Here is a 19,131-nt window from a genome sequence, read left to right as displayed (position 1 = left end):
TCAATTAATATCGTTCACATTTTTACAAACCTTTCTATGAAAAAAATTATTCTAACAACCATTTTTTTACTTTTTTCATTTCTTCACCTCAACGCACAGCAAGTTCCTACGATTACTACAGGACAAATCTCTGGAGTTGTATGTAAAGGAGATACAATTTCCGTTCCATTTACAAGTACTGGCTCATTTGATGCAGATAACACCTTTAAGGTGCAGATTAGGGGTAGTCAACAATGGATTGATTTGGCCACAGAAGGAACTTCTAGCCCCTTAAAAGCAATAATCCCGTTAAGTTATTTTACTCGTGAAAACAGTAATGATAATCAACAATCTATTAGAGTTATTGCGACTAAACCAAATATCATTGGTCGAGAATCTGGTTTCAACACAATTTATTCAAAACCTAACATTACACTCTCTGGAGCTTCAATTCTTGATATTAGCCCTTACACCAGTACAGTATTAAAATTTAAAGGGTCAGGGAGTACGCCTATAACAATAGTGCTTATAGACAGCACAAAACTTTCTATCAATTATTTAGAATCTAATTTTGAATCAAATGATCCTTTTAATGCCTCAATCTATCCAACAAAATCAACGAACTACAAAATAGCATATACAGAAAATATATGTGGTAGGTCTAATGGTTCTGGTAATGTTAGCATCACTGTTAATGAAATAGGGCTAAAAGCTTTAGAGCCAAATGTCACTAAGATATGTGTAGGTAACGTTTTAAAAATCCCCTATTCTGCTTCTGGTAAAATCAATTCAGATAATCAATTCAAAATTAAACTTAGTAGTAGCAACGATAAAACAGAAATCTATGAAATTGATGCTGTAGCTAAAGACAATATCATAGAAGCTATCATTCCAGAAAAGATTCCTCAAGGCACATATTATTCCTTACAAATTATTAGTAGTAGTCCAAAAGCCAGTTCAATATGGTATGACTTTAACATACTTATCACAGAAAAGGCTAATGTAGAAATTGCTCAAGAAAATATTGACGTTATTTGGGGGGATAAAGTAAATCTTAATTTTACTGTAAAAGGATTAGGTCCATGGATTGTAAAAATGAATGATGGCACGAATATTCCTCTAAGAATGTTCGATTATACCTCACCAAATTCCACTCTTAAACAGAATTTCCAAATCAAACCTGATAAATCACAAAACTATTCTATTACATCCTTTATAAGTGGTTGCGGTTCAGGAATTGGCGGACAAAATATTACAAGTCTGACTGTAAAACCGGGAGTAGTACTTGATTCAATACAACAATTTAAAGAAATATGTGTAGGAGAAACTATTTCTGCCAAATTTCGTATTAATAGTTCATTATTGAACCCCAATTCCTTCAAGGCAGTTTTAAATGATTTTAACAATCATACAGTTATTCTTCCTGCTTCTTTTAATGATGGTTTATTAAAATTAGTCATTCCTAAAACGCTACTTGATATTAATGACTTTAATCTTACTTATCGTTTAGGCATATCATTCAACAATGACAAAAATATAGCTTACAGTCCTAATTCTATTCAAATAAAAAATAAGCCTAAAGCTACCTTACTTGACGCCGACCCTTTTGAATTAGAAGAACCTGGAATTGTGTATATTCCTGTAAAAGCTACAGGAAGTGGTATCATGACCTTTGTATTTAATGATTCTATTAACATTGAGGACAGAAGTTATCCAGGATATGCGTTAAATAGCGACATTCCAGTGATTGATGTTAACGTTATAAAAAATACAACATTCAAACTTACTTCAGTTAGTAATTTATGTGGAACAACTTACATAAATGAGAATAAGAAGATTGATGTAATCATAAAGAATCCAAAGAAAAATGATATAACAATAAAGTATGTAAACAATCAAATCTGTGCTGGAGATAAGATCAAAGTACTAATTGATACTTTAGGTAAATTTCAAGATAATAATGAATTTAAGGTTTTATTTTATGTTGGGATGTATAATAGAAATTTTACTGTTATTGGAACAGGGAAAGGAAAGTCTGTAGAAGCAACAATCCCAAGTAATTTAGCAGGTAGTACAAGTGCATATTACATTGAAGTAGTATCAACAAATCCAGTATTGGCTAGTCGTAAGCGAAATATAATGATTAATGCCAAACCCAACGCTAAACTTCTTAGCTATTCTACTTTACAAAATAATGAAGCCGTATTGTTAGCAGGAGAATCTATTAATACCTACTTGAGTGTTGACAACAGTATTCTTCATGATGGTACTTATAGCAATTATGGGTATAGTTTTTCAGATGGCACCAACGGTTACGGACGAGGTAAATCATTTTATCCAACTTTTACAAAAAGTAATACTTACTCCCTACTATCAATATCAAATGAATGTGGTAACGGTACAGTTAGTAATGATATAAAAATAAAAATTGTTCCTTTTAAAATAATCAGAAATTCTAATTCACTTCAAAGCCCCACTCCTCCTTTATCTATTTGCTCAGGAGCTAATTTAACCTATTCTTATTCTATTTTAGGAGGTGTAGAAAATGGCACAACTTATAATTTACAAATTGCATCGGCTAAAGACTCCGTCTTTACCGATTTAGTAAGTAAAACAAGCGAAAATCCTATCAATGTTAAAATTCCTAGTCAAACTAAAGAGGGTATTTATTTTATTCGATTAGTTAGCAATACAAACGAACCTCAATCTTCATCTTGGACAAAATACAATATCTATGTTTTGAACAACGTAAATTTGACAACAGTATTAAGCCATGATACAATAACTGAATATGGTGGGAATGAAGTTAAATTTAAATATCAAAGTAAAACGGCAACACCAACAAACATTATCATTGCAGATAATTTTGGTAAAGTATATTCTTATAACAGCCAATCACTTGAAAACACAATAAGCATTATTCCTCAAAAAAGCGCTACCTTTTCTATAAAATCAGTTGAAAATGTTTGTGGCTATGGAACAGCTAGTGGTTCCGTAAAAGTTACTATTATACCAGCATTAGTCATTCAATCAACTGGTTCATTAAATGGTTGTAACGGAAAAGAAATAGAAATAAAATATTCTCCAGTAGGTGAATATGAGGCTGGTAATACTTTCAAATTTTCTTTTGTAAATAAATCAAAGCCTAATATTAAGTATGAAGCAGGGCAAACGAGTAATGCTTCAGGAAATATAAAGTTAAAAATACCAAGTGATGCTCTTTTTGGAAGTTATCAATTAGAAGTAATTTCTTCAAAACCAGCACTAACAAAGACTTATACAGACAACATCTTCAATATTTTCACCACATCTGATATTACCATTACTGGAAATACAATCATCAATGCTGGGCAAACTGCCTATTTCAAGCTTACAAATAATTCTCTTAAATCAAGTGCACTATCAAGTTTAGATGCTGGAAATTATGAACTTTCAGATGGTACGAAAGGTGATTTTTATTATTACGAAAATATAGTTGCTGTTAGACCTAGTCAAACAACAACTTATACACTTACTTCTGCTAACAATACTTGTGGTTTAAGTAAAATATCAGGTAATGTTACCATAACAGTTAATCCTATTTCAAGTAAAAGCATTAGTACGGAGTTCTATTCAAATTATGGCAACCCATATATATGTCCTGGGGCTAATTATAATTTATATTATTATACCAATGGGAACTTTGCATCGGGTACTAAATTTTCAGCACAAATTTCTGATAAAAATGGTGAAAACTTTGTGGACTTAAAAATGCAAGGAACAAGTAGCCCATTACTTGTTACCATTCCTGTTGATTTACCTACGGGAAATAATTATCGTTTTAGAGTAGTATCAACAGAAAAGGATGTAAGTAGTTCTGCTAACTCATCACCTTTAAATGTGATGATAAGCCCTACAGTAAGTTTTGATTCTTTAGTTTATATGAGTGATAGTAAACCAATAAATTTAAAGTTTGATTTTAATGGTACCCCCCCATGGTTTTTTAGATTTGGCATGAATCAATCAACAACACAATCTTATAGAATAGAGACTTCGCCATTTATGATAACTGTAACTCCTCAAACTTCTGTTTCTTACAAAATATATGACTTAAACGATGCCTATTGCTTTGGCAAAGTCTTAGGAACTGGAATTGTTCGCATAGAACTTATCACTGCCAATGAAGACCCTAAAGATTTGAATATTACGTTGTTCCCCAATCCAACACCAAACTTTGTAACGATTAGAAGTGATTATTTTAAAAATACAAGGTTGAAAATTGTTGACTCTTTAGGAAAAGATATTTTAGAACAAGATTTGGTCAAATCCGAAACGGTTTTGGATTTCAGTGGCTTTACAACTGGCTTATATTTTCTGCAATTCAATAGAGATAATAAACGGGTAGTATATAAAATACAAAAACTTTAATTTTATAAATACTAAACTCCTTTCAACTGTTAAATTTGAAAGGAGTTATTTTTTAAAACATGCTATACATAGAAGCATTTAATTCCCTAACAGACAACAACTTTCATCATCAACATTATGAAAAAACATTTCCTTATTTTATTTCTCACTAGTTTTGTAGCTTTTGCAAAGCCAATCAAAAATACTTTGCCAAAACGAGGTGTTGTTGATTCTTCTGTCACTCAAATCATTGATAGTTTCACACAACGATTTGCTCCAGATAAACGCACGGCTATTTTTCAGATTGATGCTTTTAGGAAAGAAAATCAATTGGTTTTAACAGGAAAAACAAATTTAATTGAAGCCAAAAATGCTTTAATTAATCGGCTAAAAATTAATAATACAATTGTTATAGATGAAATCAAAACACTTCCAGAAGCTGAATTGGAAGATAAAATCTACGGTTTGATTGATGTATCAGTATGTAATATTCGTTACTCGCCACGTCATAGTGGTGAATTGGCTTCACAAGCTTTGATGGGGACACCTGTAAAGATTTTAGAAAGAGAAGACAATGGTTGGTTGTTGATTCAAACGCCAGATAATTATATCGCTTGGGTGGACAGAGGTGCTATTACCACCATTAAAAAAGAACAATTAAAGCAATGGCAAAACTCGCCTAAACTTATTTATACTCGTTCGTATGGTTCGGCTTATTCTGAAGCGAATATTAATTCAGAAACTATTTCTGATTTGGTAGCAGGTTGTATTATTGAATTGAAATCTGAAAAAGACGGCTTCTATGAAGTACTTTTCCCTGATAATAGAAAAGGCTTTGTCGCTAAAAACGAAGCTAATCTTTATAATAAATGGCTCTCAGGAATTAATGCTACAGAAGAAAATCTTGCTAAAACTTCAAAACGTTTAATGGGCGTTCCATACTTATGGGGCGGTACTTCTTTCAAAGGTGTAGATTGTAGCGGTTTTACCAAAACCATTTATTTTTTGAATGGCATCATGCTTCCTCGTGATGCTTCACAGCAAGTAATGGTTGGCGAGACTGTTGATAAAACAGGCAATTGGTCAAATTTAAAAACTGGCGATTTATTATTCTTCGGAGAAAAACGTGAAGATGGCTCTGAAAGAGTAGTCCACGTAGCGATGTGGTTGGGAAATGGAGAATTTATTCACGCTTCGGATAAAGTAAGTATCAATAGTATGAATTCTTCTGCTCCGAATTATGATGCCTACAATTTCAAAAGATATTTACGAGCAAAACGTATTTTAAAAACAGGTATGGAAGGAATTGGTAAGTTGAAAGCAGATAAGGTTTATTAGTAAATTATGAATTATGAGATATTAATTATCAAATGTAGCTTGATTGACTATTAAGTTCTCTCTTTCCATTCTGATTTTTAAAATCTCATAATTCATAACTCAAAATTAGACTATTAAGCCCCAAAAACTCCTTTTATTTTGCCCCAAAGCCCTTTAGATGCTTCTTTGGCTTCTTCTATTTTTTCTGTGGCAACTTCTTTTAAGTCTTCAATTCCTGCACTTACTTCTTCTTTTAAATCATTAAATTCTTCAGTAGCTTCGGCTTTCAACTCTTCTGCTTTGGCAGCAATATCTATGTTTTTTAATTCCGCTATTTTTTCATTGACGGCTTCTTTCACATCTTCTAATTTTTCAGTCGCTTCTGCTTTCAGCTCAGTAATTTTCGCTGTTGCTACTACTTTAGCTTCTTCAAATTTTTCGGTAGCTTCGGCTTTTATTTCTTCAAATTTTGCTGTTGCTTCAACTTTCAACTCTTCCGCTTTTCCTGAAATATCAATACTTTTTAATTCAGTGATTTTTTCATTTAATGCTTCTTTTACTGCATCAAATTTTTCAGTAGCCTCAGCTTTTAGCTCAGTAACTTCTTCTGCGGTAGCTGCTTTCACTTCTTCAAGTTTCTCAGCTGCTTCTGCTTTCAATTCAGCAGTTTCTGCGACAACATCAATACTTTCCAATTCAGTAATTTTTTCAGTTACTGCTGTTTTAACTTCTTCAAGTTTTTCGCTGGCTTCTGCTTTTAATTCCTGAGCTTTCGCAACAACATCAGTACCCGTAACTTCACTGATTTTATCCGTTGCTGTTTCTGTTAAATCCTCAAGTTTATCAACAAGTGTTGGTTTCTTATCTTCTAATTGTTCGTCGGTTTGAGTTTCTTTATTTTCCATTATTATTGTTGTTAAAGTGATATTACACAAATATGAATAATTTTAACAAAACTCCCTAATAATCAATAGAATAAGTTATCATTAAATAAACTTATTTAAGTTCTTTTTTAGGATTACGAAAAGCATATACTAAAATCCCGATTGCAAAAAGAATTACAGGAACGCTTAGCCATTGCCCCATATTGAACGTCATTTGGTCTTCAAAAGATACTTGATTTTCTTTGAGGAATTCGTAGAAAAAGCGAAGGATGAATACAAACAATAAAAAGAAGGCTGTCATAAAACCATTGGTCGTATTTTGCTTTTTTCTTGACCAAAACCACATCAAGATGACAAAAAGCACCAAACAAGAAAGACATTCGTACAATTGTGATGGGTGACGAGGCACTACTTCAAAATAATCATGACCGAGTGATGGGTCATTAAAAAAGTTAAACGCCCAAGGCACATCTGTTTGTTTTCCTACAATTTCAGAATTCATCAAGTTTCCAAAACGAATAAACGCTCCGCCCAAAGCTGCTGTTGGTACTACTCTATCAGTTACATACAAATAAGGAACATTTCTCTTTTTTGAGTACAAATAAAAGGCAATTAACATCCCAATTACCGCTCCATGCGATGCTAAACCTGCATAAGGAGGTTTAATCATGGATATAAAAAATTTAACTGGGTCGCTTAATAATAACGGATATTCATAAAAAAAGTAATGCCCCATTCTAGCACCTACAACGGTGGCAATCATGGCATAAAGTAATAATTCGTCAGCTTCTTCAAGCGAACGACTTTCTTTTTTAAATATATAGCTAAGTACTTGATAACCCGCTAAAAAAGCCATTGCAAACATTAATCCGTACCAACGAATCGGGAAACCGAAAACTTCAAAAATTTCTGGAGAAGTATGCCAATCAATATATGTTAACATTAGGGTATGTAAGAGTTATGAATTGTGAGTGATTAATTGTGAGCGTTAAGGTTTTGATATACAGACATTTAATCTACACTGCAAATTCGTTGATTTCTTTGTCAAAAATATTTTTCAAAAATACTGTTTTTCTATCGAAAGATTTTCTTTTACTTTATTAAAATGCCATGAAAATCATTCTAAATTTTCTTTACAAATTTAAATAGGCTTCTAAACCTCCTTCTAAATTCCTTAAATATTGAAAGCCTTTTTTGGCTAAAATTTTTCTGGCTATTTCGCTTTGCAAACCAGAATAACAAACAATGATAATTTCTTCTTGTTGCAAATGTGCTATTTTTTCAACGGAAAGCAAGAGTTCATCTAAAGGAATTTGCATGCCTCCAATATCAAAATCTTCAATTTCATAAGGCGTTCGGATGTCTAAAATACGAAGTGTTGCCAAACGCTCTTTAAACTCTGTAGGAGTAATACTGGATGAATTCATGTTAAATAAAAGTGGTCTGCCTTCCGACAGACCACCCAAAATTATTTTGAAGCGAAACCCAATTAGTCTAATTCATTATAAGCTAAAATACCGCCTAATACATTACGTACATTGGCGTATCCTTGTGCCGTTAAAAATGCTTTCGCTTTACCTGAACGTGCTCCTGAACGACAGTGAACAATTACTTCTTCCTCTTTCCAAGCTTCAATTTCATCCAAACGGTCTGGTAATTCACCCAACGGAATCAACTTTGCACCAAGATTTTGTTCATCAAATTCATATTCTTCTCTTACATCAAGAAAATTAAAATTTTCACCTTTGTCAATTCTTTCTTTAAGTTCTTCTACAGTAATATCCATTGTGTTGGTATTTTATTGATTGTTAATATTAATGACTAATCCATATTTTTCTGACAAATGTATTACGTTCATTTGAAAGTCGCAAAAGATACATTCCTGAATTTAGGTGCTGTAAATTAATCGACTGACTGTCAGTATTTTCTTTCAAAATACTTCTACCGTAAACATCTAATACTTCTACGTTTTTCAAAGAACTATCGTTCCAATGAATTATATCTGGGCTTGGATTTGGCGAAACTATCAGGTTTTCATCTTGAATTTCAGTCTCATTTTCCAAAACAACATCCAAAGGCTTCCCTCCCATCACTGGGCGAATCATCATACTTCCTCGGATAGCTTTATAAATACTTGTATCAGCATTGGCTACGTTCGTCCACGAATTACTGATATTGAAAAAATGCTTATTAGTGAATTGAGGCGAATTTTTATCTAAACCAACAATGATTGGTTCATCGTCTGTCAATTGTAAATAACCCACATAAAAAGTATCTGTAACAGCAACTGGGTCAATTGCGTATTCAATAAAACCATTCTGAACATCTGAATACTGAACTTTTGTATAAAGTCCTCTCAAGATTTGTCCCGGTTTTCCGTGGTCATTTCCCATTACTTGTAAGGTAATGGCATTGCCAACGATATTTGTTAATGAAGGTTGAAGATTGATACGAATTGCCTTTACAACATCGGCTTTATTATTGACAAATTGTACCGCTACTCTGCCAAAACCTTTTTTCAGATAAGCTCCCGTTTCAGCTGTTCCGTCGTCGTAAGCATAAAAGTTATCTAAAGCTACTGTTGTTGAAATCGTATCGTTTTGCGCAAGAATACTGTTTTTGAAAGAAATATTACTAGCATCTTGTGTTCCCAACAGGAATTTAAAATTTAAGTAAGCTTTGTCGCCAGTAATTTTACTTGCAAAATTATTTTTGAATTTGAACACTTTTGAAGCACCAACCGACAAAGCATCTCGCCCTACTCTTTGGTCTTTTTGCAAAGTATCGTTTCCAGCCGAAAGATTGGTATTTCTGACAGAATAATAAATGTTAACGTCGTTATTATTACTGTACAAATTGTTCACTTTCACGCCCGTAGAATCATTGATTTCTGCTGATGGCGAAGGTTTTCCTGCTAAAAACTGCACCAATGGCATCGAACGGTAACGTTTTAATACTGGTTCAATATTATCGCTACAGGCAATGTCTTTCAAATAAGAAACTCTTTCAAATTTATTCGTTTGGTTATTCAGAACACTTCCTAAAATATAACCATTCACAGAATTATCACTCTTTTTTGCCAAACAAACATAATCTAAATTCCAAACATCAAACTGCCCAGATTTTCTACCAAAGCTCTGAAAACGAAATTGAAAATTTCCATGAAAATACAAACTAGCACGAATTAGCAAAATTACTTGACTAAAATTTACGGGAAGATTTACGCCTTTCTGAACCCAAACGGTATTCCAAATATTACCGTTAGTTAAAAATTGTAATTGAAGCGAATCGGATAAATCTGGCTGTTCGCCCAAACCTTTTCCTTGCCAAAAAAAACTAAAATATAATGAATCGGCAGGAGTATGAACTGATAAATTGATGGGAAGTGACGTTAAAGTATCCGTTGCTCCTTGCGTCAATTGATTGGTAAAATCATAAGGAAAACCATTGGCTTGCAGTCCATCAAAAGTTGCCACATTCACCGTTGGTTGATTAACGGCTAAAGTATTGTTCACAAAAACGCCTCCATTTGTTTGCCAAAGTGAAGGTATCGCTTGTCCATTTTTTGCTGTTGAAAAATCATCAAAAAAAGGAAGTGTCAAAGCATTTATTCTACTACTTGCTTGACTTTTCTGTAAAGACGTTGATTGATTTTGCGGTACAGGAATTGTTAAAAACTGCGCATAGGAAACCTGATGAATAAGTAGGAAGAGTAGAAAAATAAAGAAGTGTTGCGTGAAACCACACAACACTATATTTTTTGATTTGATTAAATCAGAGGATATTTTTTTCATGAAATCGTTTAAAAGTAAAATATCAATTCGGTGGATTACCCGCAACCCAAAGGTCTATCATATCTCCAGAACGAACTTTATTTCCGTTTTCGCATTCAGGATTTTGTTTGATAATTGTTCCTGCTGGTTCGGTAGAAGTTGGGTCATAAATAACTGTACCAATTTGTAAACTAGAACCTTTGATAACGATTTGCGCTTCATCATACAATTGCCCAACTACACAAGGTACATCTATTTCAACAGAATCAGTTCCATTACCAACAACCAAAGTAACTTTAGAGCCTTTTGCAATTAACGCTCCCGCTTCGATTTTCGTACCTCCGAACTTCACTTCTAATACTTCATTTTGTCGGCTATCGTTTTGATACTCCAAATCTGGTTTCAATAAACCCGAAACCAATAATTGTTGTTCAGCGCTTCTTACAGACATTTCCGTAAGTTTAGGCAACTTAATCATCGGAGCGGTTTCGGTATTGATGGTCAAATAAATTTTTCTTCCTTGTTTTACTTTAGAATTCTCTAAAGGATATTGTGAAAGTACCGTAAGTGGTTTTAAGCCAGCCGTGAAAGTGCTATCTGTTACTTCAAAATCAAGATTTCTTTCGTCCAAAAGGTCTTCAGCTTCTTCCATTGTTAATCCTTTTAAATTAGGAACAGTGATAGCATCGCCATGATTGGTACTCCAAGGCAAATACACGAAGAAAAAACCAAAAAATAACACCATTAACAAAAGTGTAATGATGGCAGCATGGAGATAAACGTCTTTTTTTGAATTGGTGGAAATTTTCATCATTAATTTTTTAGGGAAATATTAACACTTATCGGTTGGTATTTTTCAATTTTATGGAATAAAATGGCTAATCTTTCAAAGATTAAAGATATTTACCAACGGACAAAGCATATTTATGTTGCAATTTACAAGATATTCATTTGGGAAGAATAGATTTCGTAATATTTTAACATATTGCATCATATTTAAGGATTCAAGATTTTACGATGGAAAACAATATTATTTTACTAACCGATAGTTACAAAGTAAGTCATTACAAACAATATCCCGAAGGCACAACGCAAATTTACAGCTACTTCGAAAGTCGTGGAGGAAAATTTGAGGAAATTACTTTCTTCGGATTACAATATTTATTGAAGGAATTTTTAGTCGGACAAGTAATTACTCAAAGAAAAATTGACCAAGCTGCCAAATTGTATGAAGCTCATTTTGGTAATGCTACTTTATTCAACAAAGCAGGTTGGGAATATATTCTGAACAATCATGCTGGGAAATTACCTATCCGTATCAAAGCAGTTCCCGAAGGAAAAGTAATTCCGACGCACAATGTAATGATGACGGTAGAAAATACCGACCCTAATTGTTTTTGGCTGACAAACTTTCTGGAAACATTATTATTACAATTGTGGTATCCAAGTACTGTCGCAACCATTAGTAGAGAAGTAAAAAAACTTATCAATCTATACCTTGAAGAAACTGGTGACCCAAGTACAATTGATTTTAAATTACATGATTTTGGTTTCAGAGGTGTAAGTAGTGTTGATAGCGCAAGTATTGGCGGGGCTGCACATTTAATCAATTTTATGGGAACGGATACAGTAGCAGCTTTAACTTTCATTCAAACCTATTACGGAAATGAGGATGATATGTTTGGCTTTAGCATTCCTGCGGCAGAACATAGTACCATCACCAGTTGGGGAAAAGACCATGAAGTAGATGCTTACGAAAATATGTTGGCACAATATCCAGAAGGTTTGGTAGCAGTTGTAAGTGATAGTTATGATATTTATAATGCTTGCGAAAAACTGTGGGGAGGATTATTAAAAGAACAAATTTTAGCCAGAAAAGGCACTTTAGTGGTTCGACCAGATAGTGGAGAACCGAAAGATGTGGTACTGAAAGTTGCTGAAATTTTAGGCGAAAAGATTGGTTTTAGCATCAACCAAAAGGGCTATAAAGTATTGCATCCAAATATCAGAATCATTCAAGGCGATGGTGTGAATTATGAAAGCATCGGCGAAATTTTAGCCCATTTAAAAAATCATGGCTGGAGTGCAGACAATGTAGCTTTTGGCATGGGTGGTGCTTTGTTACAAAAAGTAAATCGTGATACACAAAAGTTTGCTTTTAAATGTAGTTCAGCGACCATTAATGGAAAAGAACAAGAAGTTTTTAAAGACCCCATCACCGACCACGGTAAATTAAGTAAAAAAGGAAGAATGAAATTAGTCTTTGAAAACAATACTTATCAAACCAAAAGTCTTGATGAAAGTGGAGAAGATATTTTGGAAACAGTATTTGAAAATGGGGAGATTTTGAAAGAGATTGGCTTCAACCAAATCAAACTGTACAGTAAATAATTATTCTTTTCTCTTTTTTAATCCATAAATTCAGAATCTACAATTAGCAAATCCAAAATAAACATACACAACAATCATGAAAAAAAACTTAATTACCCTTTTCGCTTTATTGTTTTTTGCATTTTCTACCTTAGCTCAATCAGACACACTTTCTAGAGTTTCCGCACTTCAAAAAGCAGAGTACTCATTTAGAGGCGGAAAAGTCTATTTTATCCCTGCAATTGGTATTGAAAAAGGTTTTGTTCCTTACAGTTTAGGAATGGAAATTGGTTTAAGCAAGTATCTTGGTTTGGGATTAGGAATTGGTCGTTCACGAGTAGCGTATTATTATAATTATTCGTACACAAAAACACTTAGTCATTATGAAACAGTAGCCAATACTGCCATTAGTCTAAACTTCCATTTCTCACAGATTTTTCAATCTAAAATGATTGATATTGTTCCAGGAATAGGCTGGGTTCACAGTTTTGCTTCGCCAGAAGAATTTAATATTTTAGCAGGTTCTGTTGAATTTAGATTATATCCTGGTCCACACGTAGGCATTGTTGCAGGGCCTTCATTTGGAATCAGTTCAGCCACTGATTTAGGTTGGGGCATCGGTTTGATTTTCAAGTAAACAAGCATAAATCATCACCGACTATTAAAATCAAAAAGCGGTCGAAAATCTAATTTCGACCGCTTCATACTAATCTCTCCTACCCTTATTATTCCCTCTAAAAGGTTTCCACTCTTTATTTTCGGGCTTAGTGTAAGGTTTTTTCTTTTTGTTTTTAACTAAACTTCCAGCATTATTTGGAATAGATTCATTCACTATAATTTTTCTTTCGTCAATTTCTGCACCATTCAATGACTCAATCGCTAATTTAGCTTCTGCATCATTGGGCATTTGTACAAAAGCAAAACCTTTGTTTTGACGAGTAATTTTATCAATCACAATTTTGGCAGAACTTACTTCACCATATACTTCAAAAATCTCTTTCAGTCTTGCATCCTTCCACTTGAAAGGAATACTTCCTACATAAATATCCATTGTTTGTTATTTTATTTCAATACAAAGGTAAAACATTCTATTGCTTTTTGGGCTGAATCCCGATAAAGCTTTTATACCGTTCGTAAATATTCTACTGAAATACCTTCTATTTTCTCTAATTTCCCCAAAATCTGATTCGTCAACGATTTACGAAAATCTATTTCAATAGTACATTGATTATCAAATTGTTGATTCTTGATTTTTAAATCAAAATCCTTTACCACTTTCATTACATCATTCATCTGAATGTATTCAAACTGTACTTGATAAACTTCATTCACAGTTTTTTCAATGACCTCAGCCTCCACCAAAGCTTCTTCTGTGGCAGATTTATAAGCATTGATTAAACCCGGAACACCCAACAATGTACCGCCCCAATAACGCACGACTACCACCAAAATATTAGTAATATCTTTCGACAAAAGTACATTCAATATCGGGCGACCAGCCGAACCTGAAGGCTCGCCATCGTCGTTTACTCTGAAATTTGTTCTATCCAAACCCAAACGAAAAGCATAACAAAAATGCACCGCCTTGAAATGTTCTTTCCGAAGCGGTTCTATCAAAGCCTTCACCTCCGATTCTTGTTCTATCGGATAAGCAAAGGCAAAAAATTTACTCCCTTTATCTTTAAAAAGCCCTTCTGAGGGTGTTTTTATGGTTTTATATGTATCTTCCAATTAATTTGAAAATTTGGTGATTTGAAAATATGTAAATTGAAGATAATTTTATTTTTAGTTTGAAGATTTGAAAAATTAAAACTCATTTTCAAATCTTCAAATTTTCAAATTATAACACTTATTCCCTTCTCCCGATAAACCAATATATCTTTTTCCAAAGCATTAGTCACCAACACATCTACCAACGTAATGGGAGCGAAAGTTAAGTACTTGTCTTTCCCCAATTTTGAGGCATCACAAAGAAAATAGTTTTTTGCCGAAGCTTTTGCCATTGCTAAAGTAATACTGGCTTCGTTTTCGCCAAAAGCACTTAAACCATTTTCGGGCGAAATGCCATCTACACCCAAAAAAGCCTTATCAACTTTGTATCGAGCAATATGTTCCTCCGCAATTCTGCCGTGTACTGCTTGGCGTTCTTGGTCGATTTCTCCTCCAATCAGGTTGATAGATACTTGGCTGTTCATCAATTCATAGACCACGGGCAAAGAATTAGTAATTACTTTTATCCGCTTGTTTTTGATAAACTGGCACATCCTAAACACCGTACTACCACAGTCCATCAAAATAATATCGCCCTCTTGTATCTGTTGTGCCGCCAACTGACAAATCTTATCTTTCTCTTTAGCATTCACCGCCGTTTTGTTGGCAAAAGTAAAAGGCATTTGTGCCAAAGACAATTTCATCGCTCCGCCATGCGTGCGAAACAACAAGCCATCCGTCGCCATTTGTTGCAAATCTCTGCGGATGGTAATCTCTGAAATCTCTAAAGCTTGAGCAAAATCTTTTACTTCGGCTTCGCCCCTTTCTTCTAAAATTTTTAGAATTATCTGCTTTCTATTTTGAAAACTCATAAAAACATGATTAATTTGTTCAAAAATAATCAATAATTATCAAATATAATCATAAAATGACGCCAAGCATCAAAATTAACAAAACCGAAGTACTTTCTAACAATTGGTACACTTTGCGAAAAATCACTTTCGACATCCAACAAAAAGATGGTTCTTGGATTACGCAATCTCGTGAAGCATACGACCGTGGCAATGGTGCGGTGATTTTATTGTATAATGTTGCCAACAAAACCGTGATACTGACAGAGCAATTTAGAATGCCGACCTATCATAATGGAAATCCGACAGGCATGCTGATTGAGGCTTGTGCAGGTTTACTCGACCAAGACAACGCCGAAGATTGCATCAAAAGAGAAACCGAAGAAGAAACAGGCTTTAGAATTACCGAAGTAAAGAAAATTTATGAAGCGTATATGTCGCCCGGTTCGGTGACAGAGATATTATACTTCTTTGTAGCCGAGTACAACAAAAGCCAACAAGTAAGTGAAGGTGGCGGAGTAGAAGGCGAACACGAAAACATTGAAGTATTAGAATTACCTTTTGAAAAAGCCCTCGACATGATAGAAACAGGCGAAATAAGAGACGCTAAAACAATTATGCTTTTGCAGTATGTTCAGCTTAAAGGTTTATTAAATGATTAGAAAAGAGGCTCTTACACAGCTTCTTTTCTTTTTTAGGAAGGAAGATTTCTCAGTCGGGAAACGAAATATCTAAATCAGGAAGCAAAATCTCTCAGTCGGAATACAAAATCCCTAAATCAGAAAGCAAAATCTCTCAGTCAGGATACAAAATCCCTAAATCAGGAAGCAAGATTTCTTAGGTGGGTTAGAAGTTTTCTTTTCCAAGTAGCAATATTTCTTTCCCAAGTAAGCATTTCTCTTTTATGAGTAGCAATATTTCTTTCCCAAGTAAGCATTTCCCTTTCCTGAGTAGCAACATTTCTTTTCCAAGTAAACATTTCTCTTTTCTGAGTAGCAATATTTCTTTCCCAAGTAAGCTTTTTCCTTTCCTTAGTAGTAATATTTCTTTTCCAAGTAAGCATTTCTCTTTTATGAGTAGCAATATTTCTTTTCCAAGTAAGCATTTCCCTTTTATGAGTAGTTTTATTTCTTTTCTATCAAATAAGTATCCTCAAATGTTTTGCATTATACCAAGAAAACTTACCGTATAATAAGTTTTATGGAATAAGTTGTTGGAATGTTTTTGATTGGTTTTTGGAATTGGTAGCTTGGGGTTTGGAATCAGTAACAATAAAAACAATTCAAAACTTTTGCATATTAGCGAGTTGTGCATAATTACAAAACCAAAACATAATAAAATAAATTGAAAACAAAATGGCTTTAGATTTTTCAGAAATATTAGTAGTGGGCGTCTCATCTAGAGCCTTATTTAACCTTGAAAAAGAGAATGAAATTTTCGAGAAAGAAAATATTGTTGGATTTAGAAAATATCAACTTGAACATGAAGATGAGCTATTAGAAAAGGGGACTGCTTTCCCATTAATCCAAGCTCTTTTAAAACTAAATGATTATGTTGACCCTAAAAAACCACTAGTTGAAGTAGTTGTAATGTCCAGGAATAGTCCTGAAACAGGAGTTAGAGTTTTAAAATCAATAAAGCATTATAAATTACCTGTGACAAGATGGGCATTTTCTGGTGGAGAACCTTTATCACCTTTTTTAGATGCTTTCGATATTGATTTATTTCTTTCTAAAGATGAAAAGGAAGTACAGAAAGTAATTGATAATTCAAACTGTGCAACTGCATTAATTTACGACCCTCCGGCAGACTATAATCCTGAAACAGAACGTGTAAAATTTGCATTTGACGCAGATGCTGTAGTTTTTTCGGAAGAATCCGAATTGATTTACAAAACACAGGATTTACAAGCATTTCATAAACACGAAGAAGAAAATGAAGATGTGCCTTTAAATGATGGACCATTTGCAGAATTACTAAAAAAGCTCTCAAAAATTCAAGAAAAGCTACCAATGACAATTGAATTAACTCCATTGAGAATTGCAATTGTTACTGCTAGAAATGCACCAAGTCATATGAGAGTAATTAAAACTTTACGCCACTGGGGTGTTTATGTTGATGAAGCATATTTTATGGGAGGATTATCAAAAGACAAAGTGCTAAAAGCATTTGGAGCTCACATATTTTTTGATGACCAAGAAATTCATTTAGATGGTTCTAGCAAAGTTGTTCCTTGTGGTAAAGTTTTGTATAAATCAGATTCTCCTATGAAGAAGTTTGACCAAAAAATAGCCGTTAAAAATATGTCAGAAGACAATATTGCAGAAAACATTGAAACAGATAAACCTAATGAAGATTAGAGCAACGAACCCTCGCTATTCCAAGCTTAACAAATGGAACAAAAAATAAAATGCAGTCTCAGACTGCAAAACACAGTAATAACCTAAATACACAAAAGCTCTGGCTAGAAATCCTGAAAGGATTCAATGTTTATAGGAAATAATAAAGTGGAAAATACGACTCCTTCGGAGTCAAACAATTGTTGCGAGAACTTCTTCTCTATCTATAAACATTCAAATCCTTCGGATTTTTTATTTACTTGCACCAGTAATAGTAATTAATCATAAACTTTTATAGAATGTCGAAACTCCTATTTAGAATTGTTCTGCTAACAATAATGGCTTCTTCCTGTAAAAAAAAAGATACTATAGAAACTATTTTAACAAATGGAAATGAAGGTAAATTTTGGGATGTAGTTTATCGAACAGATATAGATGGTAATCTACAGGAAACATATTATACTCCAAAAAATTCGAAAGATTCCATTCCAGGTAGTTCATTATTTTTCGGGAAGAATAATATCTTAGAAAGGTATAGTCATTTCTCTGCTGATTCAATTTGTATCACCCCTGAATCAGATGTAATTCATTCAAAGGAGTACACAGTTTTAGATAATAAGATAAAAATGGATTCTCATTTTTATCTCGTAAAATCTATTTCAGAGGACTCGATTATACTTCAAAGAGATAGTTTGACTAGTAAAGCATTTATCATTTTGAAGGCTTTTAAGATTAAATAATTTAGCCCCTCGCTGTTCCAAGTTTAACAAATGGAACAATAAATAAAATGCAGTCTCAGACTGCAAAACACAATAATAACCTAAATACACAGAAGCTTTGGCTCAAAATCCTGAAAGGATTCAATGTTTATAGCAAATAATAAAGTGGAGAATACGACTCCTTCGGAGTCAAACAATTGTTACTAAAACTTCTTCTCTATCTATAAACATTCAAATCCTTCGGATTTTTTATTTACTTGCACCAGTAATAGTAATTAATCATAAACTTTTATAGAATGTCAAAACTCCTATTTAGAATTGTTCTGCTAACAATAATAGCTTCTTCCTGTAAAAAAAAGGATACTATAGAAACTATTTTAACAAATGGAAATGAAGGTAAATTTTGGGATGTAGTTTATCGAACGGATATAGATGGCAATTTACAGGAAACATATTATACTCCAAAAAATTCGAAAGATTCCATTCCAGGTAGTTCATTATTTTTCGGGAAGAATAATATCTTAGAAAGGTATAGTCATTTCTCTGCTGATTCAATTTATATCACCCCTGAATCAGATGTAATTCATTCAAAGGAGTACACAGTTTTAGATAATAAGATTAAAATGGATGCTCAATTTTATCTCGTAAAATCTATTTCAGAGGACTCTATTATACTTCAAAGAGATAGTTTGACTAGTAAAGCATTTATCATTTTGAAGGCTTTTAAGATTAAATAATTTAGCCCTCCCACTGTTCCAAGTTTAACAAATGGAACAAAAAATAAAATGCAGTCTCAGACTGCA

General features: G+C 33.3%; 18 protein-coding genes. 8 read left to right on the top strand and 10 right to left on the bottom strand.

The annotated features are described in order from the left end of the window. Positions 1–36: 36 nt before the first annotated feature. Both VB798_RS19930 and VB798_RS19925 read left to right on the top strand, forming a co-directional pair. A complete protein-coding gene (locus VB798_RS19930) occupies positions 37–4,386 on the top strand; it encodes a T9SS type A sorting domain-containing protein (RefSeq protein ID WP_323688998.1) in 4,350 nt (1,449 codons plus the stop codon). A 117-nt stretch (positions 4,387–4,503) separates the two neighbouring features. Next, positions 4,504–5,703: a C40 family peptidase gene (locus tag VB798_RS19925; RefSeq protein WP_323688997.1), complete on the top strand. Its 1,200-nt coding sequence runs from the start codon at positions 4,504–4,506 to the stop codon at positions 5,701–5,703. A gap of 113 nt (positions 5,704–5,816) precedes the next feature. Here the strand turns inward: VB798_RS19925 and VB798_RS19920 are convergent, their stop codons facing one another. The 6 genes from VB798_RS19920 to VB798_RS19895 all read right to left on the bottom strand — a co-directional run bounded on the left by VB798_RS19920 (position 5,817) and on the right by VB798_RS19895 (position 11,153). Beyond that, positions 5,817–6,587: a hypothetical protein gene (locus tag VB798_RS19920; RefSeq protein WP_323688996.1), complete on the bottom strand. Its 771-nt coding sequence runs from the start codon at positions 6,585–6,587 to the stop codon at positions 5,817–5,819. A gap of 91 nt (positions 6,588–6,678) precedes the next feature. Next, a complete protein-coding gene (gene lgt / locus VB798_RS19915) occupies positions 6,679–7,509 on the bottom strand; it encodes a prolipoprotein diacylglyceryl transferase (RefSeq protein ID WP_323688995.1) in 831 nt (276 codons plus the stop codon). A 190-nt stretch (positions 7,510–7,699) separates the two neighbouring features. Next, entirely contained in the window at positions 7,700–7,993 is a 294-nt protein-coding gene (locus tag VB798_RS19910; RefSeq protein WP_323688994.1) for a rhodanese-like domain-containing protein, read from the bottom strand. Between the two features lie 62 nt (positions 7,994–8,055). Continuing rightward, the gene (locus VB798_RS19905; RefSeq protein ID WP_323688993.1) at positions 8,056–8,352 is read right to left on the bottom strand and encodes a rhodanese-like domain-containing protein; all 297 of its coding nucleotides are present in this window, start codon (positions 8,350–8,352) and stop codon (positions 8,056–8,058) included. Positions 8,353–8,380: 28 nt separating this feature from the next. After that, positions 8,381–10,360: a T9SS type A sorting domain-containing protein gene (locus VB798_RS19900; protein WP_323688992.1), complete on the bottom strand. Its 1,980-nt coding sequence runs from the start codon at positions 10,358–10,360 to the stop codon at positions 8,381–8,383. A 22-nt stretch (positions 10,361–10,382) separates the two neighbouring features. Beyond that, complete coding sequence (locus VB798_RS19895) at positions 10,383–11,153, bottom strand: PASTA domain-containing protein (RefSeq protein ID WP_323688991.1); 771 nt, start codon at positions 11,151–11,153, stop codon at positions 10,383–10,385. Between the two features lie 203 nt (positions 11,154–11,356). On the opposite strand from VB798_RS19895, the gene VB798_RS19890 reads away from it, so the two are divergent. Together VB798_RS19890 and VB798_RS19885 are read left to right on the top strand one after the other, a co-directional pair. After that, positions 11,357–12,730 carry a nicotinate phosphoribosyltransferase gene (locus tag VB798_RS19890; protein ID WP_323688990.1) on the top strand — a complete coding sequence of 458 codons (1,374 nt, stop codon included), beginning with the start codon at positions 11,357–11,359 and terminating at the stop codon, positions 12,728–12,730. Positions 12,731–12,806: 76 nt separating this feature from the next. Next, a complete protein-coding gene (locus VB798_RS19885) occupies positions 12,807–13,346 on the top strand; it encodes a hypothetical protein (protein ID WP_323688989.1) in 540 nt (179 codons plus the stop codon). Between the two features lie 69 nt (positions 13,347–13,415). Here VB798_RS19885 and VB798_RS19880 read toward each other — a convergent pair whose 3' ends face one another. The 3 genes from VB798_RS19880 to VB798_RS19870 all read right to left on the bottom strand — a co-directional run bounded on the left by VB798_RS19880 (position 13,416) and on the right by VB798_RS19870 (position 15,291). Beyond that, entirely contained in the window at positions 13,416–13,760 is a 345-nt protein-coding gene (locus VB798_RS19880; RefSeq protein WP_323688988.1) for an RNA recognition motif domain-containing protein, read from the bottom strand. Between the two features lie 71 nt (positions 13,761–13,831). Continuing rightward, positions 13,832–14,440, bottom strand: a complete 609-nt coding sequence (locus VB798_RS19875) for an IMPACT family protein (RefSeq protein ID WP_323688987.1) — start codon at positions 14,438–14,440, stop codon at positions 13,832–13,834. A gap of 104 nt (positions 14,441–14,544) precedes the next feature. Continuing rightward, positions 14,545–15,291, bottom strand: a complete 747-nt coding sequence (locus VB798_RS19870; RefSeq protein WP_323688986.1) for a DeoR/GlpR family DNA-binding transcription regulator — start codon at positions 15,289–15,291, stop codon at positions 14,545–14,547. A gap of 56 nt (positions 15,292–15,347) precedes the next feature. On the opposite strand from VB798_RS19870, the gene nudK reads away from it, so the two are divergent. Next, entirely contained in the window at positions 15,348–15,932 is a 585-nt protein-coding gene (nudK, locus tag VB798_RS19865) for a GDP-mannose pyrophosphatase NudK (RefSeq protein WP_323688985.1), read from the top strand. 158 nt (positions 15,933–16,090) lie between these two features. Here the strand turns inward: nudK and VB798_RS19860 are convergent, their stop codons facing one another. After that, positions 16,091–16,375: a hypothetical protein gene (locus VB798_RS19860; RefSeq protein WP_323688984.1), complete on the bottom strand. Its 285-nt coding sequence runs from the start codon at positions 16,373–16,375 to the stop codon at positions 16,091–16,093. A gap of 250 nt (positions 16,376–16,625) precedes the next feature. Here VB798_RS19860 and VB798_RS19855 point away from each other — a divergent pair, with 250 nt between their 5' ends. From VB798_RS19855 to VB798_RS19845, 3 genes are all read left to right on the top strand, one after another. Further along, positions 16,626–17,630 carry a 5'-nucleotidase gene (locus VB798_RS19855; RefSeq protein ID WP_323688983.1) on the top strand — a complete coding sequence of 335 codons (1,005 nt, stop codon included), beginning with the start codon at positions 16,626–16,628 and terminating at the stop codon, positions 17,628–17,630. 278 nt (positions 17,631–17,908) lie between these two features. Continuing rightward, positions 17,909–18,349, top strand: coding sequence for a hypothetical protein (locus VB798_RS19850; protein ID WP_323688982.1), 441 nt, complete (start codon positions 17,909–17,911; stop codon positions 18,347–18,349). Positions 18,350–18,624: 275 nt separating this feature from the next. Beyond that, complete coding sequence (locus VB798_RS19845) at positions 18,625–19,065, top strand: hypothetical protein (RefSeq protein ID WP_323688981.1); 441 nt, start codon at positions 18,625–18,627, stop codon at positions 19,063–19,065. Positions 19,066–19,131 lie beyond the last annotated feature (66 nt).

Origin of the sequence: Arcicella lustrica, assembly GCF_034930985.1 — a bacterium.
GTDB classification, from domain to species: Bacteria; Bacteroidota; Bacteroidia; order Cytophagales; family Spirosomataceae; genus Arcicella; species Arcicella lustrica.
Note: the sequence above shows the minus strand (reverse complement) of the source record. Positions and strands in the feature narration are given on the sequence as shown.